Origin of the sequence: Inhella crocodyli, from assembly GCF_004004565.1 — a bacterium.
Taxonomy (GTDB): Bacteria; Pseudomonadota; Gammaproteobacteria; order Burkholderiales; family Burkholderiaceae_C; genus Inhella; species Inhella crocodyli.
Window position 1 is genome coordinate 261,202 of sequence record NZ_SACM01000004.1, and the last position, 24,909, is coordinate 286,110.

Below are 24,909 nucleotides of genomic sequence, written 5' to 3' on the forward strand. Positions count from 1 at the left end.
GCATCACTTCGCCGGGGCCGCCGCGCCCAGGGTGCGCAGCCAGAAGGCCTCGTACTTGCGGTGCCAGGCCGCGGTCTTCACCGCCCCGCCCATGGCGTGCTCGCCATCGGGGTCGAGGAACAGGTCGACCAGCGCTTCCTTGCCGCTCTCCAGCAGCGCGCGGTAGATGTTGACCGTGTCTTGGTACAGCACGTTCGGGTCCTGCATGCCGTGCACCAGCAGCAGCGGCTTTTTCAGGCCCGGGGCCAGGGGCAGCAGGCTGAACTTGCGCAGGTTGGGCTTGCTGCGGTCCACCTTGCCGATGGTGCGGCCGCTGTACCAGCTGTTGTAGTTCTCCCATTCGGTGGGCCCGGCGCCGGCGATGCCGGCCGCGAACAACTCGGGCTGCGTGAACATCGTGTACTGGGTCTGGAAGCCGCCAAAGCTCCAGCCGTTCAGGCCCACGCGCGCGGCGTCCACGCCCATCGTCTTGACCATGTGGGCCTTCAGGTCCTCCAGGTCTTCGGTTTGCGGCTGGCCGGGCTGCTCCCAGTTGGCACCGCTGAACCGGCGGCCGTAGTTGCTGTGGCCGCGCGTGTCGATGCTGACGGTGACGAAGCCGTGCCGCGCCGTCATGTACTGGTTGAACAGGTAACCGGTGGGTTGGAAGCTGTCGGTCTCGACGGTGTGGCGGTCGTTCAGCGGGCCGCCGTACACGTAGACGATGGCCGAACGGCGGTCGCTGGCCTGCCAGCCGGCGGGCTTGAAGGCGTAGGCGTGCAGGGTGTCGCCGTGGCGGTTCTGGAAGCTGAAGCGCTCGGGCTTCAAGAGGCCCAGCCGGTCCCAAGCAGGGTCGTGGCTTTGCGTCAGCACCTTGGGCGCTTGGCCGGCTTGCAGCAGCTTGAGCTCGGGGCGCTCGGCCCAGTTCCCGGCCACGGCGGCGGCCCAGCGGCCGTCGAAAGACACCGCGGCGTTGCGGTGGTAGTCGGGCGCGGCGCCCAGGGGCGTCATGGCGCCCGTGGCCAGGTCGACGCGGTGGACGTTCATGGCGGCCCAGTCGTCGCGGTTGGCCAGCACGAACATGGCGCGGCTGTCGGGGGTGAAGCCGAGCACGGTGTGCGCTTCGAAGTGGCCCTTCACCAGGGGGCGCAGCGCCTTGGTGGCCACGTCCAGGCCGTAGGGCTGGCGGTAGCCCGCCTCGTCCAGGCTCAGCACCAGGGTCTTGCCGTCGGGCGTGAACTGCGGGCGCAGCACGCTCACCACCTCGTGGCCCACGTCGCCGCGGCGCTCCAGCACCAGCTCGGGCTTGGCGGTCTCGCTCGCGCTGCCCAGGTAAACGCGCAGCAGTTCCTTCTCGCGCTCCCAGGTGCTGAAGGCGTAACGGCTGCCGTCCTTCGTCCAGGCGATGGGGCTCAGTTCGAACCAGACGTCGCCGCCCTTGTGGGTGTAGACGGGATCGGGCTGCTTGGCCGGCGCTTCAGGCCCCGTGGGCACTTGGCGGATGTAGATCGCCAGCGGCGCTTGCAGGCGCTTGTCGTCGGAGACCTCGCGGTCCACCTTCTTGGCGGTGGCGAAACGCTCGGCGTAGCTCATGATTTCCACCTGGCGGCCGGGCTTGGGCGGCGGCTTGCCCTCTTCGCCCAGCGGCGCGCGGGCGACCAGCGCCATCCAGCGGCCGTCGTCACTCAGCGTGGTGGCCTCGATCTTGTACTTGCGCTCGGCGTCGTCGGGGTGCACCAGCTCGCGGTTGAGCACGTGCACGCCGGCAGCGGCGAAACGGCTGCGCAGCAGCTTGCCGTCGTCCAGGTAGATGAAGCCCTGGTCGTCGCGCGTGTAGGCCACGATGCGCAGGTTGCGCTGCGTCACCACGAGGGGCTGCATCTGCTCGGGCGCGCTGGCCTGCCAGCGGTACAGGCCGCCGCGGTACTGGAACACCAACTCGTCGCGCTCGTGCGCCCATTCGATCTGGGCGACGCCGGGGTAAAGGTCGGTGGGCTTGAGCTTGTGCTTGGCGCGGTGCTTCTTGAGCTCGTCGCGCCACTCCCAGTCTTCCTTCTCCACCCCAGAGGCGGCCGCCGCGGGCGCGGGTGCTGCGGATGCCGCAGCAGCAGGCGGCACCGGCTTGCCAGCCCTGCGGGCGGCCAGCTCGGCCATGGCGCGCTTCTCCGCTTCGGCCTCGGCCTTGTCGGCCGCCTTTTGGGCGTCGTCCCGGGCCTTCTTGGCGGCCGCTTCTTTCTTCACCAGCTCCAGCGCGGCGCGGTCCCACTGGGCCAGGTCCACGGCCTCGCCGCGCAGGTAGGCCTGTTGGGCCTCGACCTTGGCCTGGGCCTCGGACCACTCGCGGTCGCGCTGCTGGCGCTTGGTGTCGAAGCGCGCCAGGTCTTCGGGCGTGTCGAACGCGGCCATGCGCTGGCGCGAGGTCACGCGGATCGTCTTGCCGGTGCGCGTGTCGTGCACGTGCAGGTCCCCGCCGGGCTCGCCGAAGGGGTTCCACAGGTAGGCCAGGTACCGACCGCTGTGGCTGAAGCTGGCCTCGCGGGCCGGCTCGCCCCGGTAGGGCTGGGCGCGGAAGACCTGCTCCAGCACTTGGGGGCTGGCGGTGGCGGTGCCCGCGCCGTCGGCCTGGCCGGCGGTGAGCAGCAGCACCGCCAGGGCGGCGGCGCTTGTGAGGGTGCGGATGGGGAGCATGGTGCGGGGGACAGCAAGGGCGCTGCCCGGTCGTCGGCGAAGCCGGCGATCGTAGGAAGGCCAGGGCGCACCAGCCGATGGTCACGGCAAAGCCCGGACAATCTCGCCTTTGTTCTTCCCTCGCTTCGCACGACCATGACCGACACCGCCCCCACCGATCGCCCGCCCTTGCCCGACCACCTGTCGGTGGACCCCCGCAGCCCGCACCACGTGGCCGCGGTGTTCGAGCACGACATCGGCATCCGGTTCAACGGAAAGGACCGCTTCGACGTTGAGGAGTACTGCCTCAGCGAAGGCTGGATCAAGGTGCCCGCCGGCCGCGCGGTGGACCGCAAGGGCCGCCCGCTGCTGATCAAGCTCAAGGGCACGGTCGAAGCCTTCTACCGCTGAGGCCGGCCCTTTCGACATGGAGACTGCTGCATGAAGCGTTCGGATGTGTTGGCCCTGCTGGGCCTGGGACTGTTGACCTTGGGCGGCCGCGCGGCCGGGGCCCGGCCGCGCCACGACGACGAGGGCGAGTACCGCATCCAGCGCGCGGTCTACGGCACGCCCCAGCGCTTCGTGGACGTGACCGACCGCCTGCGCGAGCTGGCGCGGCAGGACCTGCGCTTCCGCCTGGGCAACGACACCTTCGGCGTGGACCCGGCCCGGGGCGAGGTCAAGGCCCTGCGCATCCAAGCCGTGGGCCGCAGCGGCCGCAGCCGCACCTTCGAGTACGTGGAGGGCAGCGTGGTGGACGGCGCCCTGTTCGAAGGCTGGCGCGGCGGTGGCTGGGGCCAAGGCGGGGGCGAAGGCGGCTGGGGCGAACGGCCCGGCTACGACGACGGCCGCGACGGCGAGTACCTGATCGTGCGGGCGCTGTACGGCACCGCGCAGCGCCACGCGGACGTGACCGAACGCCTGCGCCAGCTGGCCCAGCGCGACGAGCGCTTCCGGCTGAGCAACCGCACCTTCGGCATCGATCCGCACGAGGGCCAGGTCAAGGTTTTGCGCATCCACGCCCGCGGCCCGCGCGGCCCGCGCACTTTCGAGTACGTCGAAGGCAGCTTGGTCGACGGGGCGCAGTTCAGCGGCTGGGGCGGCGGCGGCTGGGGCCAAGACGATTGGGACGGCGGCTGGGGCGGCACGACCGGCCCGCAGCGCCGGCTGCAGATCTTGCGGGCCGAGTACGGCGCGCGAGGCCGGTGGATGGACGTCACCGACCGCTTGCAAGCACGGGTGGCGACCGACCGCCTGAACGTCCGGGTCAACAACGAGATGGCCGGTGGCGACCCCGCCCCGAACGAGCCGAAGGTCTTGCGCGTTCGCTACCGCCTGAACGGCCGAGAGGACGAGCGCACGGTGCCCGAAGGGCAGCGCTTGCAGCTGCGCTAAGGCGCGGGCGGCGCGCGGCGCAGGCGGTGCTTGCCCGCCGCCTTGGCCGCGTACAGGGCCTCGTCGGCCCGGGCCATCAAGGCCTCGAGGTGCTCGCCGTGCTCGGGGAACAGGGCCAGGCCCACGCTGGCCGAGACCGCCTGATCCGTGCCGGCGTAGGGCTGGGCCAGCGCGTCGATGAGGCGCTGGCCGGTGCGCTCGGCGTTGGCCGCGTCGGTGCTGCCCAGCAGCACCATGAACTCGTCGCCCCCCAGGCGCGCGGCCACGTCGGCCTCGCGGCAGGCGGCCTCCAGGCGCGCGGCGGCCTGCTTGAGCACGCTGTCGCCGGCCGCATGGCCGTCGGTGTCGTTCACCGCCTTGAAGCCGTCCAGGTCGATGGCCAGCAGCGCCAAGGTTTGGTTTTGGCGGCGGGCCAGCGCCAGGCGGTGGCGGGCCAATTCCACGAACAGCATGCGATTGGCGAGCCCGGTGAGGCTGTCGTGCTGGGCCAGGTACTTCACCTGCTCCATGGCCACTGCCGCGCGCTGCATGGCTTGCGCCACGGCTTCGGCCTCGCGCAGCTGCACGCGGGGCAGTTGCAAGGGTTCGCCGCGGTGCAAGGCGCGGGCGGCGGCGTTCAGCCCTTGCACCGTGGCCAGCACTCGACGTGCCAAGCGCCAGGCCACGGTCAGCCCCAGGCCGATGGCCGCCAGGGTGCCCGCGGCCACGGTGGCCGTCATGGCCGTGCGCTGGTCCCGCAACAAGTGTTCGGGAGCGCCCACGGCCACGCTCCAGCCCCAGCGCTCGGAGCGCGCAACACTGGTGGACACCGGAACGCCCTCACGGGTAAGGATGTGCAGCCGTTCTTCACGCTGCGCCTTGACGGTGGCCACGAGTTCGGCCACCGCCGGGGTGCCGACGAACCGTGGCGCATCCCGCGAGCGGGCGACGATGACGCCATGGCGGTCGAGCACGGCCACCAACCATTCCGCTGGCAACGGTTGGCGCTCGAGCATCTTGTTCAGCGTGTCTGCCGGCAGCCCCATGTTGAGGCTGTAGCGCACTTCGCCATCCACCACGACCGGCACGCCCATGGCGGTGGTGGGCTTGCGGGTGACGGGGCCAATGAACAGGTCGGTCAGCACCGGTGTCCGTTGGTGGAACACGTCCATCAATTGTTCGGGCGTGCCGCCGGTGGGCAGTGCCTGCCCGAATGGCACCAGGGTGTTGACCCTCTGGCGACCTTGCGCATCGGTCAGCACGTAGTTGCGCACGATGCCGCTGCGCAACGCGCGCGAGGCTTCTTCGTGGAAGGCGCGCAAGTTGCCGGTTTGCAGCGATTGCGAGGTGCTCAGCACCTTCAAGGCGGCTTCAATGCCCGCCATTTCGCGGTCGAGGTCGGCAACGACCTTGCGCGCCAGCAGTTCAGTGCTGGCCTCCACTTGCTCGCGCTGTTGGAGGTCTTGGCGCACCAGCAGCACGGCGCTCAGCGCGGCCAAGGGCCCCACGCATGCCAGCACCAGGATGAACAGGCTGGTTCTCAGCGAGAAACGCTCTTGAATGGCCACGCGCGGTGCCTCGTCCTTCCCTGGAACCTTGTCGATGGGCGTCTTGCCAGCGAGGATAGTCAGCCCCGGCGTGGCCGGCAAGCCGTCGGATGAGGGGCCCGGTGGCACCTGCCAGGCTGCAGACTGTCGTCCGCCGCTGGCCGCAGTGACCAGTCCTGGCGAGAGTGCGCGTCTTTTCAACTTGAGATGGAGTCGACATGCGAACGAACCTGACGTGGCGGGCGGTGGCCCTGTCCTGTGCCGTGGCGATGGGGAGCTTCGGCGCGCCTGCGCTGCTGCAGGCTCAGACCCCGACCGCCAAAGCCGCGCCGGCCAAGGCCGCCAAGCGCTACACGATCGAGCAGTTCATGGCCACGACGCGCATTGGCGGCGCCTCGTTCAACGCCGACGAGAGTCGCGTGCTCTTCCACAGCGACGTCAGCGGCATCTTCAACCTGTACAGCGTGCCTGTGGGAGGCGGCACCCCGGTGGCGCTGACCCACAGCAAGACCGACAGCCACTACGCGGTGAGCTACTTTCCCAAGGACGACCGCGTGCTCTACACGCGCGACCAAGGTGGCAACGAACTGAACCACCTGTACGTGCGCGAGTTGGATGGCAGCGAGAAGGACCTGACACCGGGCGACAAGCTCAAAGCCGACTTCGAGGGTTGGACGGTCGACGGCACAGGCTTCTACGTCAGCACCAACGAGCGCGACCCACGCTTCTTCGACCTGTACCGCTATGACGCCAAGTCTTACGTGCGGACGCTGGTCTTCAAGAACGATCAGGGCTTTGGCTTGGGCGCCATCAGCCGCGACGGCCGCTACATCGCGCTGTCCAAGGCCAACACGCAGGCCGACAACGACACCTACCTGCACGACACGCAAACCGGCCAAACGAAGCACATCAGCCAGCACCAAGGCGTGGCCAGCATCACCCCCAGCGACTTCACGCCCGATGGCCAGCGCCTGCTGCTGTTGAGCAACGAGGGCAGCGAGTTCACCCGCGTGGTGGCGCACGACATCGCCACCGGCCAAAAGCAGGACGTTGAGAAAGCCGACTGGGACGTGATGTACAGCATGTACTCGCACGACGGCCGCATCCGCGTCACGGGCATCAACGCCGACGCGAGCACCACGCTGCGGCTGGAGAAGGACGGCAAGCCCATGGCCCTGCCCAAGCTGCCGGGTGGCGAGGTGCGCAACGTGCGCGTGGCCAACAGCGGCGGCAAGATGGCTTTCTACTTGAACGGCGACCGCTCGCCCAGCAACCTGTACGTGCTGGACTTCAAAACCGGCAAGACCACGCAATTGACGCAGTCGCTGTCCAAAGACATCGATCCCAAGGACCTGGTCGACTCGAAGGTGGTGCGCTTCAAGAGCTTCGACGGCATGGTCATCCCCAGCGTGTACTGGGAGCCCAAAGGCGCCAGCCCGAACGCCAAGGTACCGGCGGTTCTGCTGGTGCACGGCGGCCCCGGCGGGCAAACCACGCGCAACTACAACGCGCTGGCCCAGTACCTGGCCAACCACGGTTACGCGGTTTTGGGCATCAACAACCGCGGCAGCTCGGGCTACGGCAAGACCTTCTTCACCGCCGACGACGGCAAGCACGGCCGCGAGCCGCTGTGGGACTGCATCGAGGCGAAGACCTACCTCGCCAGCACCGGTGTCATCGACCCCGAGCGCATCGGCATCATGGGCGGCAGCTACGGCGGCTACATGACGCTGGCGGCCATGGCCTTCCGTCCCGAGGCCTTCAAGGTGGGCGTGAACATCTTTGGCGTGAGCAACTGGCTGCGCACGCTGGAGAGCATCCCGCCGTACTGGGAGAGCTTCCGCCTGGCCCTGTACCAAGAGGTGGGCGACCCGGTGAAGGACAAGGACTTCCTCATCGCCACCAGCCCGCTGTTCCACGCCAAAGAGATCCGCAAGCCGCTGCTGGTCATTCAGGGCGCCAACGACCCTCGCGTGATCAAGCCCGAGAGCGACGACATCGTGGCCGCCGTGAAGAAAAACGGCGTGCCCGTGGAGTACCTTGTGTTTGACGACGAAGGGCACGGCTTCAGCAAAAAGGCCAACCAGGCCAAGGCGAACGCGGCCATCAAAGACTTCTTGGACAAGCACCTCAAGCCCTGACGGCCCGCCGCCCGGCCGCCAACACCGGGTCCCGCCCCGCCGCCCAGTCGGCGGCGGTGGCGGCCACCGGCACGTCGGGTCGCAGTCCCGCGTCAGGCGTGCCCTCGGGGGCGAAGGTGCCGATGAGCGGCAGGTCGACCTCGATGCCGCTGCCCGGCAGGCGCAGGAAGAAGAAGGCCCCGCCGTTGATACCGCGCTGGTTGCCGCCGGTGGGGCTGCCCACCAGCGTGCCCAGGCGGTGGCGTTGCACCAGCTGCACGAAGCGGAAGGTGGCCGAGTGGTTGCTGCCGTCCACGAGCACGGCCACGCGCCCGCGAAAGCGCGGGCCGGCCGGCGCGATGCGGTCGATGGGCTGGTCGCGAAAGTGGAACCAGCCCGGGCTGTGCGGCTGGATGCGGTCGCCCCAGTCGCGGAAGCCGTCGTCCCAGGTGTCGAGGTGCGGGTTCAGCTCGGCCGGCACTTGGCGGTAGCGCACGCGGCGCTGCGTAAGCCCGGCGTCCAGGGGCGCGTCGATGAGCCGCGCCAGCAGCGCATCGCCGCAGTCCAGCCCGCCTTCGTTGCCGCGCAGGTCGATCACCAGGCCGCGCACCCGCTCGGCCTGCAGGCGTTCGAAGCAACGGCCCAGGTAGGCCTGCCAGTCCCAGCGCGTGCGGTACATGGCCCAGCCGGGCATGCGCAGCACGGCACAGCCGTCGTCGTGCAAGGTCAGGGGCCAGGGCGGGGTGGCGTCGCTCGGCTCGGTCTCGGGCTCGGGCCGCATGGCCCGTCGCTCGGCGTGGGACAGCCCGCGCAGGGCCACGCGCCGCGGCTGCCCGGCCGGGGTGAGGAGGTCGACGGCGAAGGCCTCGCGCGCGCCGAAAACCAAGGGGTGCAGCACGTCGAAGGTTTCCAGCTCGTCGGCCCCCGTGGGCGCGAGCAAGGCGTCTTGCGCCGCGAGGTTGTGCCCGTCGGCCCGCACCAAGGGGCGCAGGGCCTCGCGCAACGCGGCCATGGAGCGGCCGTCGATGGCCTGCAGGCGGCTGCCCACGGGCACTTGGGCGGCCGCGCTGGCGTGCACGCGGGTCACCACCGCCGCGTCGCCGGCCCACACGAAGTGCAGGGGCAGGCGGGGCGCGCCCAGCACCAAGGACTGCTTCACGTCCCCGCGCTGGTTGTAGAAGTTGGTGTACGTGTGCCCACAGCGCAGGGTGCCGAGAAAGGCGTTGAGGGCCAAGAAGCGGTCCCGGGGGCCGTCCGCCGCGTCCCAGGCGCGGCGCAGTCGGTGGAAACCGGTGGCCAAGGCCGCCTCGCTTTGGTACCGGTGCAGGCCCGGGTGCAGGGCGCGCAGGGCCTGTTCCAGCAAGTCCAGGTCGGACGCAGGCGCCTGGGCCACGGCCCAGCAGGGGAGGGCGCTGGGCAGAATCCCGGCGGCGAGGGCGGTTCGGCGTTGCATGGCGAAGCTCCTTGGAAGCCGCCATTGCACGTCACCCCGGGGCCGCGCACCGGCCGGTGGCGACGGATTGAGGAATGGGGGGCGCGGATTGAGGACGCGAGGCGACCGCGAGCCGTCATCGCTAAGTGCTTGTCGCATTTGGTGTTTTTCAATGCATGCGCTACCATGCGCGCCTTGCGCCGGGGGCGTGTCGGTGTGACACCCCAGTTCGTTCCCCCGGTTCGCGAGAGCGTTCGAAGCCTGCCTGCCAGGCCGAACGCGCGGGAACAGGGCCCACGGCCCCTTGCCCGCACCCCGTGGCTGGACCGGTCCCACCGGTCGCCCTTCACCCTCCGTCGCCCCCGGGCCCCGCGCCCACCGCGACTCCGGTGCCGCCCCCGCCCTGTGTCAGGCGGACCGGCCGGTGCCTTGAAAGTCTTCCATTTCCAGTTCGTTCCACCTGGGCAAGTACCGCATCTCGCCCTTCGTTCGCCCGGCCCACGACGGCCGCTTCATCGGTGCCGTGTCCATCCAAAGTGGGCGGGGCCAGGCCTCGCACGATCGCGTGATGCGCTTCGCGCCGACCTTCGACACCGCGCAGCAGGCGCTGCGCTTTGCCACCCAGCAAGGGCAATTGCAGGCCCAGCACTGGCTGGCCGCCTGAGCGCCGGCCGCGCGCGACTTTGACCTCGCGCAGGGCGAGGCAGCGCGGCAGGGTCTAGTCTGGGCCCATGCCCACCGACCTGCCGTCCTCGCTTCGCCCGCTGTTGCCCCACCCACTGCCGCGCTTCTTGTTCTTCACGGGCAAGGGCGGCGTGGGCAAAACCTCCGTCGCCTGCGCCACGGCCCTGGCCCTGGCCGACGCGGGGCGCCGGGTGCTGCTCGTGAGCACCGACCCCGCGTCCAACCTCGACGAAATGCTCGGCCTGCGCCTGGGCGCTCGCGCCGTGGCCGTGGCGGGCGCGCCGGGTTTGCAGGCGATGAACATCGACCCCGACGCTTCGGCCGAGGCCTACCGGCACCGCGTCGTGGCCCAACTGCCTGCCGACGACCTGGCGCAGCAAGCCCAGGTGCGCGAGCAGCTGTCGGGCGCGTGCACGACAGAGATCGCGGCCTTCGACGACTTCGTCGGTCTGCTGGCGGGCGATGCCGAGGGCTTCGACCACGTGGTGTTCGACACCGCCCCGACCGGCCACACCCTGCGCCTGCTGAGCCTGCCCAAGGCCTGGGCCGGCTTCTTGTCGGGCAACGACCGGGGGGCGTCGTGCCTGGGGCCTCACTCGGGGCTGAAGATGCAGGAGTCGCGCTTTCGCCAGGGCCTGCAAGCCTTGGCCGACCCGGCGCAAACCTTGATCGTGCTCGTCACCCGGCCCGACGCCGCCGCGCTGCGCGAGGCTGCGCGCACGCACGACGAGCTGCTGCAACTGGGCCTGACGCGCCAGCACCTGGTGGTGAACGCGGTGTTCCGCGCCACGGTGGCCGACGACCCGGTGGCCCAGGCCTGGCAGGCCTTGGGCGAGCGCGCCCTGGCGCAACTGCCCGAGGGCCTGCGGGGCTTGAGCCAAGCGCAGCTGCCGCTGCGCGCCTTTGACATGGTGGGCCTGCCCGCGCTGCGCGCCCTGCTGCAGCCGCCCGACGACGCGCCGCTGCTGGGCGAGCCGCCGCCCCTGCCGCCCGAGGTGCAGAACCTCGCGGCCCTGGCCGACGCTTTGGCCGAACAAGACCACGGCCTGGTGATGGTGATGGGCAAGGGCGGCGTGGGCAAGACCACCGTGGCCGCCGCGTTGGCCCTGGCCCTGGTGGCGCGGGGCAAGACGGTGCACCTGTCGACCACCGACCCGGCCGCGCACCTGACGGCCACCCTGGCCGGCGACGCGCCCGAGGGCTTGACCGTGAGCCGCATCGACCCCGCGGCCGAGACCGAGCGCTACATCGCCCGGGCGATGGCCGCGCGCGGGGCCGAGCTGGACGAGGCCGGCCGCGCCTTGCTGCTGGAGGACCTGCGCTCGCCCTGCACCGAGGAGGTGGCCGTGTTCCACGCCTTCTCGCGCACAGTGAACAGCGCCCGGCGCGGCTTCGTGGTGCTGGACACCGCCCCCACCGGCCACACCCTGCTGCTGATGGACGCCACGGGGGCGTACCACCGGCAGATGGCGCAGTCCCTGGCCGGCGCGGGCACGCACTTCGTGACGCCCCTGATGCACCTGCAAGACCCGGCCTACACGCGCATCCTGCTGGTCACCCTGCCCGAAACGACGCCGGTGAGCGAGGCCGCGGCCCTGCAAGACGACCTGCGCCGCGCACGCATCGAGCCCTTTGCCTGGGTGGTGAACCGCAGCCTGGCGGCCGCCGGCCCGCGCGATCCGCTGCTGCGCGCCCGCGTGCGCGGCGAGCAGGCGCAGTTCGCGCGCGTGCTGGGCGGGCTGGCCCAACGCTGCCACGTGCTGCCTTGGCAGGCCGAGCCGCCCGTGGGCGTGGCGGCGCTTCAGGCGCTGACCGCGTGATGTAGTTCGCTACATTGCGGGGGTGACCGAGCTGCTCACGGCCGCCGCCGCCGACCCCCTGCTGCTGACCCTGCGCGTGGCCGCGCTGGCCACGGCCTTTGCCTTGCTGCTGGGCGTGGGCTTGGGCTGGGTGGTGGCGCGCACGACCCTGCCGGGGCGCACGGTGCTGGAGGCCCTGTGCATGCTGCCCCTGGTGCTGCCGCCCACGGTGCTGGGCTACGGCCTCTTGCTGCTGATGGGACGCCAAGGCCCGGTGGGCGCGTGGTTGCGCGAGCACTTCGACTACTCGTTGATCTTCCACTGGCACGGCGCGGTGCTGGCCTCCACCCTGGTGGCGCTGCCCCTGGTGCTGAAGGCCGCCAGCACGGCGCTGGCGCAGGTGGATCCCGAGCTGGAAGCCGCGGCGCGCACCTTGCGGCAGTCGCGCTGGGGCGTGTTCCTGCGGGTGACGCTGCCCCTGGCCTGGCCCGGCATCCTGGCCGGCACGCTGCTGGCGTTCGCGCGGGCGATGGGCGAGTTCGGCGCTTCGCTGATGGTGGCCGGCTCCATCCCAGGCCAAACGCAAACCGCGGCCATGGCGATCTACGACGCCGTGCAGGCCGGGCGCGACGAGCTGGCCTTGGCCTTGTCGCTGGCGGTGTCGGCGCTGTCGGTGGCGGTGCTGCTGCTGTCCAACCGCCTGTTGAACAACCACCCCGTGAGGCAATGAGCATGGGCTTGCGAAGCCGTCGATGGGCGCTGTCGGCGCTGCTGCTGGGCGCCAGTGCCTGGGCGCAGGCGCAAACGCTGACCGTCTCGGCCGCCGCCAGCCTGGGCGATGCGATGAAGGCCTTGGTCCCGCGCTTCGAAGCGCAGCACCCGGGCGTGAGCGTGCGGCTCAACCTCGCGGCCTCGGGCGTGCTGCTGCAGCAGCTGGCCGCTGGCGCGCCGGTGGACGTGCTGGCGACGGCCGACGAAGAGACCCTGGACCGCGCCACCGCGCAACGCTTGATCGACCCCGCCACGCGCCGCGTGCTGGCCACGAACACGCTGGTGCTGGTGGCCCCGGCGGGGAGCCACCTGACGGGCCTGGACGCCTTGACGGGGCCGGGCGTGAAGCGCATTGCGCTGGGCAAGCCGGGCTCGGTGCCCGCCGGCCGCTACGCGCAACAAGCCCTGGAAGCGCGCGGGCAGTGGGCGGCCTTGCAGCCCAAGCTCGTGCCCGCCGACCACGTGCGCCAGGTCTTGGACTACGTGGCGCGCGGCGAGGTGGAGGCCGGCTTCGTGTACGCCACCGACGCCGCCAGCACCGCGGGCAAGGTGCGCGTGGTCGCCACGGTGGGCGGGCACGCGCCCATTCGCCATCCGGTGGCCGTGGCAAGCGCCACGGGCCAGCACGCGCTGGCCCGCGCCTTCGTGCAGTTCTTGGCCAGCCCAGCGGCGCAGGCGCTGCTGCGGCAGCAAGGCTTCGGCGCGCCATGATCGACTTGGCCCTGCACACCACGCTGCGCGATGGCCCCCGGCGCTTCACGCTGGACCTGGCCCTGCGCAGCCAGGCGAAGGTGCTGGGCGTGTACGGCGCCTCGGGCGCGGGCAAGTCGCTGGCGCTGCAGGCCATCGCCGGCCTGGCCCCGGTGACGGAAGGCCGCGTGGTGGTCAACGGCCGCGTGTGGCTGGACACGGCGCAGCGCGTGAACCAGCCGGTGCCCGAGCGCCGCGTGGGCCTGCTGTTCCAGCACTACGCGCTGTTCCCGCACCTGAGCGTGCGCGCCAACGTGGCCTTCGGGCTGACGCGCTGGTGGCAGCGCCTGAAGCCCGCCGACGCGGCGCGCGTGGACGCGCTGCTGGCTCGCTTCGGCCTGAGTGCCATGGCCCACAGCCGGCCCGACCGCCTGTCGGGCGGCCAGCGCCAGCGCGTGGCCCTGGCCCGCGCCCTGGCCTGCGAGCCCGAGCTGCTGCTGCTGGACGAGCCCTTCGCCGCGTTGAACCCGCAGCTGCGCGTGCCCCTGCGCCGCGAGCTGGCGCAGACCTGTGCCGAGTGGGGCGTGCCGGTGGTGCTGGTGACGCACGACGTGGACGACCTCCTGGACCTGGCCGACGAGGCGGTGCTGATCGACGAGGGCCGCGTGCTGAAGCACGTGAACTTGCGCGATGCCTCGCCCGACGCCCTGGCCGAGGCCGGCCTGCAGCCCGAGCCCGACACGCCCGAGCGCGCGCGCCGCCGCGCCCTGCTGGCATGAATGGCGGGTCGAACGGTTTGTTGAGCGGCGAGCTGCGCCTGGCCGGCCGGCTGGACGCGCGCTTCTTCGCGCTGCTGCAGGCGCTGGCCGACACCGGCTCGCTGCAGCGCGCCGCACGCGCCGCCGGCTACAGCTACAAGGGCGCGTGGCTGGTGCTGGAGCAAGCTGGCAACCTGGCCCACGGCCCACTGGTGCAAGCGCGCCAGGGCGGACGCGGGGGCGGGGGCAGCGCGCTCACGCCCGCGGCGCACGCCCTGCTGCAGGGCTGGCACACGCTCACCCAACGCCACGCCGCCTTCCTGCGCGAGCAGGCCCAGTGGCTGGCCGACCAACCCGAACTCGCCGCGCTGCTGCGGCGCACCGCCATGAAGACCACCGCCCGCAACCAGTTCGCCGGCCGCATCGAGGCCCTCACCCGCGGCCCCGCCACCGTGCAGGTGCGCTTGAGCCTGCCCGGCGGCCTGCCGCTGCGCGCCGCCCTCAACGCCGAAGCCGCCGAGGCCCTGGGCCTGGCCGAGGGGCAAGAGGCGCTGGCCATGGTGAAGGCCAGCGAGGTGGTGCTGGTGCAGGACTTCGGCGGCTACCGCCTGTCGGCCAGCAACCAGCTGGCGGGCACGGTGTCGCGCGTCACCAAAGGCGCCACCGGCTCGCTGGTGGGCTTGACCCTGCCCGGCGGCCTGACCCTGACCGCCAGCGTGACCAACGACGCCGTGGACGCGCTGGACCTGCGCGTGGGCCAACCGGCCACGGCCTGCTTCAAGGCCTCGGTGGTGATGCTGGCGGTGGCGGCATGAGCGCGCCGGGCCGATCCCAAGCGCGAATCCCGAAGCACGCAGTGCGGAGGGTGGTCCTGTGAGCGCGCGGCGTTGGCTGCTGGCGCTGGCGTGCGTTGGGGCCTTGGCGGCCTGCGAGCGGGGGCCTGCGTCCGGCCCGGTGCCGGCGCCCGCTTCGGCGGCTTCGGCAGGGCCCGCGCGATGGGCCGACACCGACCAGGCCGAGGCCTTGATGAGGGCCGTGCCCGGCTGGGCCTCGGCGCAGCAGCCGGTGGCGGCCTGGGTGGACGGCGGGCCGGCGGTGTTGGCGCCGGGCCTGGTCGTGCCCTTGTCGGCCGACACGCGCTTGCTGCTGGTGCGCGTGGACGCGGTCGACGATCAAGGCCAATCGCTGGCCGGTCACGCCACGGCGGGCGTCTTCGAGCTGCACCGCTTCGAACGCGGGGCCTCGGGCTGGCGCTACGCGGGGCGGGCCGGGGCGCCGGTGGAGGCGGGCTTCAGCGGCCAAGTGGGCGAGTTGGCCTTGTCGCCGGCCGGCACGAGCCCGCCCGTGCTGCTGCAAGAAGCGGGCAGCTGCTGGCAGGGGTACTGCGGCAGTTGGCTGCAGCTGTACGCCCTGGGCGTGGACGGCGCCAAGCCCCAGTTGCCGCAGGCGGTGATGACCAGCTCGTCCAACGAAGGCGCGCAGCCCGGCTGCGAAGAGGCGGGCGCAGAGGCCGGCGAGAAGCCCGCTGCGGGCGACGGGCCGGCGCGCTGGTCGGTGCTGTCGCGCTGGCAGTGGGCGGTGGCGCCCGGCCAGACGGCCCCCGCGCTCGTGCTGCAGTACGAGGGCGAGGAGCGCGACACCGCCTGCGGCGCGCCCCGCCCGGTGCGGGCCGAGGTGCGCTTGCTGCCCGCGGGTGGTGCGTACACCGTGCAGGGCACGGTGCCGGCGCGGCCGTTTTAGCGGCCGTTCCAGCGGCCGCCTCGCCGGGTCAGGACGACTTCGTCGGGCAGGTGTTGAGCCCAACAATCGCGTACAGCGGGCAGCTGCGCATCAGGCCGGTGGCCAAGGGCACGATGCCGAGGTAGCCCCACACGCCGATGGTGCCGGTGGCGGCCAGGCCCAACAGCACGAGGCCGCCGGCGATGCGGGCGATGCGGTCGATGCCGCCGACGTTGGTCTTGAACATGGAAAGCTCCTGGTGGGTTGCGATGGCGCCATGTTGCGCCGCGCACCCCGCAGCGTCGGTGACCTGGGTCACACCCGGTTTGACGCGGCGCAAACCCCTTGCAGGCCCGCCGCGTCACGCACTTCCACGCGCTCGCGCGCCAGGCTCACCCAGCCCTCGCGCTCGAAGCGGCGCAGCAGGCGGCTGACGATCTCGCGCACGGTGCCCAGCTCGTCGGCCAGCTGCTGGTGCGTCCGCGCCAGCACCGGGCCTTGCGCCAGCAGCAGCGCCGCCAGGCGTTGGTCCAGGCGCTGGAAGGCCACGGCCTCCACCAGGGCCATCAGGTCGGCCATGCGCTCGGCCATCAGCCCCATCACGTAGCGGCGCAGCACGGGGTCTTGCTCGCACACGGCCTCGAAGTCGGCCGGCGTGACCAGGCGCAAGGCGGTGTCGGTGCGGGCCTCGCCCTGGGCGGTGGCCACCCGATGGGCGAACAAGCAGGTGGCCGAGACCACGCAGACCTCGCCCGGCTCCACCCGGTACAGCTCCAGGCTGCGGCCGTCGGGCGCGGTGAGCGACACGGCCACGCTGCCTTCGTCCACGATGGGGAAGCCCGGGCAGGCTTGGCCAGCGTGGAACAGCACCGTGCCCGCCGGCACGCGCATCGGGCGGGCGTGCTGCACCAAGGCCGCCAGCGCGGTGGGCAGGGCCTCGGTGCTCATGCGGCGCTCACACCTCGCCCAGGTAATCGCGCTTGCCCAGGGGCACGCCGTTGTGGCGCAGCAGCGCGTAGGCGGTGGTGCTGTGGAAGTGGAAGTTGGGCCAGGCCCAGCCCATCAGGTACTGGCTGCCCACGAAGTGGAGCTCGCGGCCGCCGGCCTTGAGGTGGATGGCGCGGGTTTCGCTGCCGTCCAGCTTGCTGGCGTCCACGTGCTCGATGAAGTCGATGGTCTTCTGGATGCGGGCCTGCAACTCGTCGAAGCTCGTCTCGGTGTCGGGGAAGCTGGGGATGTCGACGCCGGCCAGGCGCGCCACGGCGCCCTTGGCCGAGTCGCAGGCGATCTGCACCTGGCGCACCAGCGGGAACATGTCGGGGTAGAGGCGCGCTTGCAGCAGCACCTGCGCGTCCCAGCCCTGCGCGGCGGCGTGCTCGGCGCCTTTCTTCAAGATGGCGGCGAGGTTGCGCAGGCCGTTGACGAAGCGGGGGCTGGTGGCTTGCACCATGGAGATGGACATGACGGGGCCTTTCAGGAGAGGAACACCCCATTCCAGCATGGGCGACCCTGCCCCGGCCCTGGCGCTTTCTCGCAGACCGGGCGACAATGTACAAATTCATCGTTTTGTACAAAACACCATGCACGCCCTGCCCCTGAGTGAGTTCCGCGCCAACGTGGCGGCCGTGCTCGAGTTGGTCGAGCAAGGCCAGACCGTGCGCCTGCTGCGCCATGGCAAGCCCGTGGCCGAGTTGGTGCCCGTGCCGCCCGAGGGCCGCGACGCCGTGCCGGCCTGGAAGCAGGCCATCGAGCCGGCCACCTTGGCCCCGGCCGACGGCAAGACCGTCAGCCAGCACCTCATCGCCCAGCGAGAGGGAGAACGTCCGTGAAGGTGCTGCTGGACCCCTCGGCGTTGGTCAAGCGCTACCTGGCCGAGCCGGGCCGCGAGGCGGTGCAGGCCGCCCTGGCCCAGGCCCACCAGGTGGCCGTGGCGGCGCATTGCAAGGCCGAGCTGGTGTCGGCCCTGACCGCCCACCGCGACGCCCTGCCCGAGGCCGAGTTGCTGCGCCTGCTGGGCCTGCTGCAGGCCGACTTCGACGACTTCGAGCGCGTGGCCCTGGACCGCAAGGTCGAGGCCCTCAGCCAAGCCCTGCTTCTGCGCCACGCTCGCCTGCCGGCCAGCGACGCCCTGCACCTGGCGGCGGCCCAAGCCTGCGGCGCCGATCGCTTCGTCACCGCCGACCGCCGCCAAGCCCAGGCGGCCCAACAAGAGGGCCTGAAGACCCTGCTCATCGAAGAGGCCTGACCCCATGAACTACCCCACCGAATTCGACGTCATCGTGGTCGGCGGCGGCCACGCCGGCACCGAGGCCGCGCTGGCCGCGGCCCGCATGGGTGCCGCCACCCTGCTGCTGACGCACAACATCGAGACCCTGGGCCAGATGAGCTGCAACCCGTCCATCGGCGGCATCGGCAAAGGGCACCTGGTCAAAGAGGTCGACGCCCTGGGCGGCGCCATGGCCCTGGCCACCGACGAAGGCGGCATCCAGTTCCGCGTGCTGAACTCCAGCAAGGGCCCGGCCGTGCGCGCCACCCGCGCCCAGGCCGACCGCATCCTCTACAAGGCGGCCATCCGCCGCATGCTGGAGAACCAGCCCAACCTGACCCTGTTCCAGCAGGGCGTGGACGACCTGATGGTGGAGGGCGACCGCGTGGTGGGCGCCGTCACGCAAAGCGGCATTCGCTTTCGCGGCCGTGCCGTGGTGCTGACCGCCGGCACCTTCCTGGACGGACGCATCCACATCGGCCTGCAGAACCACAGCGCCGGCCGCGCCGGCGACCCACCGGCCGTGACCCTGTCGGCCCGGCTGAAGGAGCTGAAGCTGCCGCAAGGCCGCCTGAAGACCGGCACCCCGCCGCGCATCGACGGCAAGAGCATCGACTTCAGCCGCCTCGAAGCCCAGCCCGGCGACGGCATGCCCGCGGCCGACGGCTCGCCGCCCAGCACGCCGATGCCGGTGTTCAGCTTCATGGGCAGCGCGCTGATGCACCCGACGCAGATGCCCTGCTGGATCACGCACACCAACGCGCGCACGCACGAGATCATCCGCAGCGGCTTCGACCGCAGCCCCATGTTCACCGGCGTGATCGAGGGCGTGGGCCCGCGCTACTGCCCGAGCATCGAAGACAAGATCAACCGCTTCGCCGGCAAGGACTCGCACCAGATCTTCCTGGAGCCCGAAGGCCTGACCACGCACGAGTACTACCCCAACGGCATCAGCACCTCGCTGCCCTTCGACATCCAACTCGCCGCCGTGCGCTCCATGGTGGGTCTGGAGAACGCGCACATCCTGCGCCCGGGCTACGCCATCGAGTACGACTACTTCGACCCGCGCGAGCTCAAGTCCACCTTCGAGACCAAGTCCATCGCCGGCCTGTTCTTCGCCGGGCAGATCAACGGCACCACCGGCTACGAAGAGGCGGCGGCGCAGGGCCTGTTCGCGGGCGCCAACGCGGCGCTGCAGGTGCTGGGTCGCGAGGCCTGGGTGCCCGAGCGCCACCAGGCCTACCTGGGCGTGCTGGTGGACGACCTGATCACCAAGGGCGTGACCGAGCCCTACCGCATGTTCACCAGCCGCGCCGAGTTCCGGCTGCAGCTGCGCGAGGACAACGCCGACCTGCGCCTGACCGAAACCGGCCGCCGCTTGGGGCTGGTGGACGACGCCCGCTGGGACGCCTTCTGCCGCAAGCGCGACGCCCTGGCCCGAGAAGAAGAACGCTTCAAGGCCAGCTGGGTGAACCCCCGCAGCCTGCCGGCCGAGGAGGCCGAGCGCCTGATCGGCAAGGCCCTGGAGCGCGAGTACAACCTGGCCGACCTGCTGCGCCGCCCGGGCGTGAGCTTCGACGCGGTGGCCGAGGCCGGCCGCATCGGCAAGCCCGGCTTCGATGTTTCACGTGAAACCTTGCGCGCCGAGTTCGGTCCCGAGTTGGCCGACGCCGTGATCGAGCAGCTGGAAATCCAGACCAAGTACGCCGGCTACATCGGCAAGCAGCAAGACGACGTGGCCCGCGCCTCGGCCTTCGAGCACCTGAAGCTGCCGGCCGACCTGGACTACGCCCAGGTCACCGCCCTGTCCTTCGAAGCCCGGCAGAAGCTGGCCCAACACCGGCCCGAGACCCTGGGCCAGGCGTCGCGCATCTCCGGCATCACGCCCGCCGCCATTTCCCTGCTGCTCATCCACCTGCGCAAAGGCCGCTTCAAAGGCTTCGCCCCCGAAGAGGCCGAGGTGAGCGCGTGAGCGGCGAGGTTCTGCTCGTCGTCGACACCCAGCGCGGCGCCTTCGAGGGCGAGTGGGCCATGCCCCAGGGCGACGCCCTGGTCACCGCCTGCCAGCGCGCCATCGCCTGGGCCCGCGGCCAGGGCAACCGCATCGTCTGGGTCCAGCACCACGAGGTGGACGGCCCCATGAGCGGCGCCGGCTTCGAGATCGACCCCCGCCTGGCCCCCCGGCCCGACGAGCCCCGCATCCTCAAGACCGAACCCAACGCCTTGAGCAACACCGCGCTGGCCCCGCTGCTGCAGGGTGCCGCGCGCGTGTGGGTGGTGGGCCTGCAAAGCGACTGCTGCGTGCAAGCCACCGCCTTGGCCGCCCACCAAGCCGGCTGGCCGGTGACCGTGGTGGCCGACGCCCACCACACCTGGCCCAACGCCGGCCGCAGCGCCGAGGCGGTGCGCGACGCCGTCAACGCCGACCTGGCCGCCGCCGGCGTGCCGCTGACCACCCTGGCCGAACTCGACCCCGCATGACCCTGCCCACCCAACTCCAACAAGGCCTCGACGCCCTGGGCCTGCCCCTGTCGGCCGCCCAGCAGGTGCTGCTGCTGGACTACCTCGCCCTGCTGGCCAAGTGGACCAAGGTCTACAACCTGACCGCCGTGCGCGAGCCCGACAGCATGCTCAAGCTGCACCTGCTGGACAGCCTGGCCGCCCTGCCGCCCCTGCTGCGCCACATTCAGAGCCAGCAAGGCCAGCCCACGCGCGTGCTGGACGTCGGGTCCGGCGGCGGCCTGCCCGGTGCGGCCTTTGCCATCGCCGCGCCCGAGCAGCTCAAGATCACCTGCGTCGACACCGTCGAGAAGAAGGCCCGCTTCATCGGCCAGGTCGCGGCCGAGCTGGGCCTGAAGAACCTGCGCGGCGAGCACGCCCGGGTCGAGGCCCTGCAGGCCGAGCCCTTCCCCGTCATCACCAGCCGGGCCTTTGCTTCGCTGGCCGACTTCGTGAGCCTCACCCGCCAGCTCTTGGCGCCGGGTGGCGTGTGGATGGCGCTCAAGGGCCAGCACCCGGCGGACGAGATCGCCGCGCTGCAGTCCGCCCACCCGGACGTCGAGGTGTTTCACGTGGAACCACTGGAAGTCCCGGGGGTCGACGCCCAGCGTTGCCTCGTGTGGATGCGCCCCAAGAACTGAGAATCCTCCGATGGCCAAGATCTTCTGCATCGCCAACCAAAAGGGCGGCGTCGGCAAAACCACCACCTGCGTCAACCTCGCCGCCGGCCTGGCCCAAATCGGCCAGCGCGTGTTGCTGGTCGACCTGGACCCGCAGGGCAATGCCACCATGGGCTCGGGCGTGGACAAGCGCAGCCTCGATCCTTCTGTGTACGACGTGCTGCTGGGCAACGCCACCGTGGCCGAAACCCGCCGCCGCAGCGAGCTCGGCGGCTACGACGTGCTGGGCGCCAACCGCGAGCTGGCCGGCGCCGAGGTCGAGCTGGTGGGTCTGGATGGCCGCGAGCGCCGCCTGAAGGACGCGCTGGCCGTGGTCGACGCCGAGTACGACATCGTGCTCGTCGACTGCCCGCCGTCCTTGAGCATGCTCACCCTCAACGGCCTGTGCAGCGCCCACGGCGTGCTGGTGCCCATGCAGTGCGAGTACTACGCGCTCGAGGGCCTGACCGACCTGGTCAACACCATCAAGCAGGTGCACGGCAATCTGAACCACGACCTCAAGGTCATCGGCCTGCTGCGCGTGATGTTCGACCCCCGCATCACCCTGCAGCAGCAGGTGGCCGACCAGCTCAAGGCCCACTTTGGCGACAAGGTGTTCAACACCGTCATCCCCCGCAACGTGCGCCTGGCCGAGGCCCCCAGCTACGGCCAGCCCGGCGTCGTCTTCGACCCCCACGCCAAAGGCGCCCAAGCCTACGTGGAGTGCGCACGGGAGATGGTGGCGCGGGTGAAAGCGCTCTGAACCTGCCATGCCCCTGCGCCCCCGCGACGCCCCCCCCACCTTCACCCTGGCGCGCCGCATCGAGGACGCCGGGCTCAACGCCAGCGCGCCACCGCAGCAGGCCTTCGTCGACGGCTGGCTGCTGCGCCTGTCCCCGGGCAAGGCCAAGCGCGCGCGCTGCATCAATGCCTTGCAGCGCGGGCGCATGCCCTTGGACGACATGCTGGCCCGCTGCCGCGCGGCCTTCGCCTCGGCCGGCCTGCCGCTGATGGTGCGCATCACGCCCTTCTCCGAGCCGCAGGACCTGGACGCACAACTGGCCGCCCGCGGCTGGCACCGCTTTGACGAAACCCGCGTGATGGCGCTCGTTCACCTCGACGCCTTGGCCGACCCGGCGCTGCAGCCCGGTCAGCGCCTGCTGCCTTTGAACGCCAGCGCCTACGCCCAGACCGTGGGCGAGCTGCGCGGCACCTCGGCCGAGGGCATCGCCGCGCACGCCGAGCGCCTGGTGGCCAGCCCCGTGCCCTACCAAGGCTTCGCGCTCACCGGGCGCGACGGCACCTTGCAGGCCGTGGGGCAATTCGCCTTGGGCGACGATGGCTTGGCCGGTTTGTACGACGTCTTCGTGCCCACGGCCCAGCGCCGCCAGGGCCACGCCCGGCGCCTGTGCCTGAGCCTGCTGCGCGCGGCCGCCGCCCAAGGGGCGCGGCATGCGTACCTGCAGGTCAGCGACGACAACGCCAGCGCCGTGGCGCTGTACGAGCAAATCGGGTTCGTGTTTGCCTACCGTTACCACTACCGCAGTGAGGAAGCCCATGTCGAATGACGTCTGTGAAGAAACCGGCTCGAACCAGCAGCGCCGTGCCTTGGTGATGGGGGCCTTTGCCGCCGCCGCCCTGCCCGTGGCGGCCAGCACCATCAAGACGCCGCACGACGGCCTGACGGCCGGCGAGATCAGCATCGACGTCAACGGCTTCGCCATGCCGGCCTACCGCGCCATGCCCGCCAAAGCCCGGGGCAAGCTGCCGGTGGTGCTGCTGGTCAGCGAAATCTTCGGCATCCACGAGCACATCGCCGACGTGGCCCGCCGCTTCGCCAAGGCCGGCTACCTGTGCATCGCCCCGGAACTCTTCGTGCGCCAGGGCGACGCGATGAACCAGCCCGACATCCAAACCCTGGTGCGCGAGGTCATCAGCAAGGTGCCCGACGCCCAGGTCATGGGCGACCTCGACGCCTGCGCCGCCTGGGCGGCCAAGAACGGCGGCGACCCCAAGAAGCTGGCCATCACCGGCTTCTGCTACGGCGGCCGCATCACCTGGCTGTACGCCGCCCACAACCCGGCCGTGAAGGCCGGCGTGGCCTGGTATGGTCGGTTGGTGGGCACTAGCTCCGCGCTGACACCTCGCCATCCCATCGATGTGGTCAGCCAGCTCAAGGCGCCGGTGCTGGGCCTGTACGCCGGCGACGACCCCGGCATCCCCAACAACACCGTGGCCCAGATGCAAAACGCGCTGGCCGCCTCGCCCAACCCGGCGGCGCGCAACAGCGACTTCGTGCTCTACCGCAACGCCAAGCACGGCTTCCACGCCGACTACCGGCCGATGTACGACGAGGCCTCGGCCAAGGACGGCTGGGCACGCTGCCTGGCCTGGTTCCAACGGCATGGGGTGTAGTCCCGGCGGGCGCCTCGGGCTTGCCCTGGCCGCCGCCGCCCTGCTGGCGGCTTGCGCCAGCAGGCCACCGGCCCCGGGTCTGCAGCCCTTCCAGACCGACGGCTGCAGCCGCTTTGCCGACCGCTCCGAGCGCTCGCGCAGCGATTGGTGCCACTGCTGCGTGGCCCACGACCTGGCCTACTGGCAAGGTGGCACTGTCGTCGAGCGCGAGGCCGCCGACGCCGCCTTGCGCCACTGCGTGACCCAAGCCAGCGGCAGCGAGGGCTTGGGCCGCCTGATGCTGGCCGGCGTGCGCGTGGGCGGTGGACCGGCCTGGCCCACGCCCTACCGCTGGGGCTACGGCTGGCCAGCCGGCCGCGGTTACGCCCCCCTGAGCCCCGACGAGGCTGCCCAGGTGCGGGCGCTGCGGGCGCAGATCGAGGTCCGGCCGGAGGTCCTGGCCTGCCCGATTACCGCGCTGCCGTCGCCCTGAGGCCTGGAAACCGTCCGCGCCCCCTGCGCCAGCCTGGAGCTAGAAACGGTAAGCCAACGCCCGGTCGGCCTCGTCCCGCCGCCGGAACTCCCGCGGGGACACGCCCACCTCGCGCTTGAAGGCCTTGCTGAAGCTGAAGGCGTCTTGGTAGCCCACGGCCTGGGCCACCTGCTCCAGCGTTTGCTCGGTGCTGCCCAGCAGGCGCATGGCGGCTTGCAGGCGCAGGGTGCGCAGGTGGGCCAAGGGGGTGTCGCCCATGGCCTCGCGGAAGCGCTCGGCCAGCGCGGTGCGCGACAGCCCGGCTTCCTGCGCCAGGGTTTCCAGCGTCCAGGCCCGCGCCGGCTCGCCCTGCATCAGGGCCAGCGCGCGGCGCACCTGCGGGTCGCGCACGGCCTGGGCCCAGCCGTGCTCGGCCGGGGCGTGGCGGGCCAGCATCTCGCGCAGCAGGTAGGTGAAGACCACGTCCATCAGGCCGTTGAGCACCGTCTCGGCGCCCAGCGGGCGTTGGCGCAGCTCGTCGATCAACAGGCCCACCGTCAAGGCCAGGGGGCCCAGCTTGGGCAGCTCGTCGGCCCGCAGCACGAACCACGCCGGCATCTCGCGGAAGAAGGGGTGCAGCGGGGGGTTCCACAGCTGGTAGGCGCCGCCGATGACGGTGGCCTCACCCGGCGCAACCGCGCCCACGTCGTCGTCCGCGCCGATGGTTTGCACCGGCAGGCCGTCCACCCCGGGCCCCAAGCTCAGCAGGTGCTCGCAGCCCCGCGCCATGAGGGCCAGGTCCCCGGCACGCAGGGCCAGGGGCGTGCCCAAGCCCGGCGCGTGCACGTGCAACTCGCCCTGCGTCACCACGTGCAGACCGATGCTCTTCTCGCAGGGGAAGCGCAGCGCCACCCCAGCGGGCACGCGCCGCTGCCCCAGCAGGCGCCGGCGCACGCCGGCCTGGCTCAGCAGGTCGGTCAACAGGTCGAGGCGGTCGGTGTTCATGGTTCAGAAGTCCGTACGGAATGACATGCATTGTGAACTTACCGCCATTTGAAGTACAGGCTTGCCGCCGAACA

At 71.4% G+C, this 24,909-nt stretch carries 25 protein-coding genes; 18 read left to right on the forward strand and 7 right to left on the reverse strand.

The annotated features are described in order from the left end of the window. Positions 1-3 precede the first annotated feature (3 nt). Positions 4-2,667, reverse strand: a complete 2,664-nt coding sequence (locus tag EOD73_RS14350) for a prolyl oligopeptidase family serine peptidase (protein ID WP_127683712.1) — start codon at positions 2,665-2,667, stop codon at positions 4-6. Between the two features lie 135 nt (positions 2,668-2,802). Between EOD73_RS14350 and EOD73_RS14355 the strand changes: the two genes are divergently transcribed. Next, positions 2,803-3,057 carry a DUF3297 family protein gene (locus EOD73_RS14355; protein ID WP_127683713.1) on the forward strand — a complete coding sequence of 85 codons (255 nt, stop codon included), beginning with the start codon at positions 2,803-2,805 and terminating at the stop codon, positions 3,055-3,057. A gap of 30 nt (positions 3,058-3,087) precedes the next feature. Continuing rightward, a complete protein-coding gene (locus EOD73_RS14360) occupies positions 3,088-4,041 on the forward strand; it encodes a DNAJC11 domain-containing protein (RefSeq protein ID WP_127683714.1) in 954 nt (317 codons plus the stop codon). On the opposite strand, the gene EOD73_RS14365 is transcribed toward EOD73_RS14360, so the two are convergent. Then, positions 4,038-5,696, reverse strand: a complete 1,659-nt coding sequence (locus tag EOD73_RS14365; protein WP_127683715.1) for a sensor domain-containing diguanylate cyclase — start codon at positions 5,694-5,696, stop codon at positions 4,038-4,040. The two genes, EOD73_RS14360 and EOD73_RS14365, sit on opposite strands and share 4 nt — an antisense overlap. An 89-nt stretch (positions 5,697-5,785) precedes the next feature. Between EOD73_RS14365 and EOD73_RS14370 the strand changes: the two genes are divergently transcribed. Next, complete coding sequence (locus EOD73_RS14370) at positions 5,786-7,708, forward strand: S9 family peptidase (protein ID WP_127683716.1); 1,923 nt, start codon at positions 5,786-5,788, stop codon at positions 7,706-7,708. Here the strand turns inward: EOD73_RS14370 and EOD73_RS14375 are convergent. Then, positions 7,698-9,140, reverse strand: coding sequence for a S41 family peptidase (locus EOD73_RS14375; protein ID WP_127683717.1), 1,443 nt, complete (start codon positions 9,138-9,140; stop codon positions 7,698-7,700). The two genes, EOD73_RS14370 and EOD73_RS14375, sit on opposite strands and share 11 nt — an antisense overlap. Positions 9,141-9,850: 710 nt before the next feature. On the opposite strand from EOD73_RS14375, the gene arsA reads away from it, so the two are divergent. The 6 genes from arsA to EOD73_RS14410 are packed head-to-tail and all read left to right on the forward strand — an operon-like array spanning position 9,851 to position 15,561. Then, positions 9,851-11,623, forward strand: a complete 1,773-nt coding sequence (arsA, locus tag EOD73_RS14385) for an arsenical pump-driving ATPase (protein WP_127683719.1) — start codon at positions 9,851-9,853, stop codon at positions 11,621-11,623. Between the two features lie 22 nt (positions 11,624-11,645). After that, complete coding sequence (modB, locus tag EOD73_RS14390) at positions 11,646-12,332, forward strand: molybdate ABC transporter permease subunit (RefSeq protein WP_205702477.1); 687 nt, start codon at positions 11,646-11,648, stop codon at positions 12,330-12,332. 2 nt (positions 12,333-12,334) lie between these two features. Continuing rightward, entirely contained in the window at positions 12,335-13,084 is a 750-nt protein-coding gene (modA, locus tag EOD73_RS14395; protein WP_240660725.1) for a molybdate ABC transporter substrate-binding protein, read from the forward strand. Continuing rightward, positions 13,081-13,842 carry an ATP-binding cassette domain-containing protein gene (locus EOD73_RS14400; RefSeq protein WP_127683721.1) on the forward strand — a complete coding sequence of 254 codons (762 nt, stop codon included), beginning with the start codon at positions 13,081-13,083 and terminating at the stop codon, positions 13,840-13,842. The genes modA and EOD73_RS14400 overlap by 4 nt, the downstream gene beginning before the upstream one ends. Next, entirely contained in the window at positions 13,839-14,636 is a 798-nt protein-coding gene (locus EOD73_RS14405; RefSeq protein ID WP_127683722.1) for a TOBE domain-containing protein, read from the forward strand. Before EOD73_RS14400 ends, EOD73_RS14405 begins: the two co-directional genes overlap by 4 nt. Before the next feature lie 58 nt (positions 14,637-14,694). After that, positions 14,695-15,561: a hypothetical protein gene (locus EOD73_RS14410; protein WP_127683723.1), complete on the forward strand. Its 867-nt coding sequence runs from the start codon at positions 14,695-14,697 to the stop codon at positions 15,559-15,561. A 28-nt stretch (positions 15,562-15,589) separates the two neighbouring features. Here the strand turns inward: EOD73_RS14410 and EOD73_RS14415 are convergent, their stop codons facing one another. The 3 genes from EOD73_RS14415 to EOD73_RS14425 form a co-directional block, all read right to left on the reverse strand. Then, complete coding sequence (locus EOD73_RS14415; protein ID WP_127683724.1) at positions 15,590-15,787, reverse strand: YgaP family membrane protein; 198 nt, start codon at positions 15,785-15,787, stop codon at positions 15,590-15,592. Between the two features lie 68 nt (positions 15,788-15,855). Continuing rightward, on the reverse strand, positions 15,856-16,488 hold the full coding sequence (locus EOD73_RS14420) for a Crp/Fnr family transcriptional regulator (protein WP_127683725.1): 633 nt from the start codon (positions 16,486-16,488) through the stop codon (positions 15,856-15,858). A gap of 7 nt (positions 16,489-16,495) precedes the next feature. Then, positions 16,496-17,002: a DUF1993 domain-containing protein gene (locus EOD73_RS14425; RefSeq protein ID WP_127683726.1), complete on the reverse strand. Its 507-nt coding sequence runs from the start codon at positions 17,000-17,002 to the stop codon at positions 16,496-16,498. Between the two features lie 118 nt (positions 17,003-17,120). On the opposite strand from EOD73_RS14425, the gene EOD73_RS14430 reads away from it, so the two are divergent. The 9 genes from EOD73_RS14430 to EOD73_RS14470 are packed head-to-tail and all read left to right on the forward strand — an operon-like array spanning position 17,121 to position 23,851. Further along, entirely contained in the window at positions 17,121-17,369 is a 249-nt protein-coding gene (locus tag EOD73_RS14430; RefSeq protein WP_127683727.1) for a type II toxin-antitoxin system Phd/YefM family antitoxin, read from the forward strand. Beyond that, positions 17,366-17,785: a type II toxin-antitoxin system VapC family toxin gene (locus tag EOD73_RS14435; protein ID WP_164846087.1), complete on the forward strand. Its 420-nt coding sequence runs from the start codon at positions 17,366-17,368 to the stop codon at positions 17,783-17,785. Before EOD73_RS14430 ends, EOD73_RS14435 begins: the two co-directional genes overlap by 4 nt. Before the next feature lie 4 nt (positions 17,786-17,789). Beyond that, positions 17,790-19,778: a tRNA uridine-5-carboxymethylaminomethyl(34) synthesis enzyme MnmG gene (gene mnmG, locus EOD73_RS14440; protein WP_127683729.1), complete on the forward strand. Its 1,989-nt coding sequence runs from the start codon at positions 17,790-17,792 to the stop codon at positions 19,776-19,778. Beyond that, positions 19,775-20,287 (forward strand): isochorismatase family protein, encoded by a 513-nt coding sequence (locus EOD73_RS14445; protein WP_127683730.1) that lies wholly within the window; start codon positions 19,775-19,777, stop codon positions 20,285-20,287. Before mnmG ends, EOD73_RS14445 begins: the two co-directional genes overlap by 4 nt. Further along, a complete protein-coding gene (gene rsmG, locus EOD73_RS14450; protein ID WP_127683731.1) occupies positions 20,284-20,946 on the forward strand; it encodes a 16S rRNA (guanine(527)-N(7))-methyltransferase RsmG in 663 nt (220 codons plus the stop codon). The genes EOD73_RS14445 and rsmG overlap by 4 nt, the downstream gene beginning before the upstream one ends. A gap of 10 nt (positions 20,947-20,956) precedes the next feature. Next, positions 20,957-21,727, forward strand: a complete 771-nt coding sequence (locus EOD73_RS14455; RefSeq protein ID WP_127683732.1) for a ParA family protein — start codon at positions 20,957-20,959, stop codon at positions 21,725-21,727. Positions 21,728-21,734: 7 nt separating this feature from the next. Next, a complete protein-coding gene (locus tag EOD73_RS14460; protein WP_127683733.1) occupies positions 21,735-22,532 on the forward strand; it encodes a GNAT family N-acetyltransferase in 798 nt (265 codons plus the stop codon). Then, a complete protein-coding gene (locus tag EOD73_RS14465) occupies positions 22,522-23,379 on the forward strand; it encodes a dienelactone hydrolase family protein (protein ID WP_127683734.1) in 858 nt (285 codons plus the stop codon). Before EOD73_RS14460 ends, EOD73_RS14465 begins: the two co-directional genes overlap by 11 nt. Continuing rightward, positions 23,369-23,851, forward strand: a complete 483-nt coding sequence (locus EOD73_RS14470) for a hypothetical protein (RefSeq protein WP_205702478.1) — start codon at positions 23,369-23,371, stop codon at positions 23,849-23,851. The genes EOD73_RS14465 and EOD73_RS14470 overlap by 11 nt, the downstream gene beginning before the upstream one ends. Before the next feature lie 39 nt (positions 23,852-23,890). Here EOD73_RS14470 and EOD73_RS14475 read toward each other — a convergent pair whose 3' ends face one another. Further along, complete coding sequence (locus EOD73_RS14475) at positions 23,891-24,835, reverse strand: AraC family transcriptional regulator (RefSeq protein WP_127683735.1); 945 nt, start codon at positions 24,833-24,835, stop codon at positions 23,891-23,893. Between the last annotated feature and the right edge of the window lie 74 nt (positions 24,836-24,909).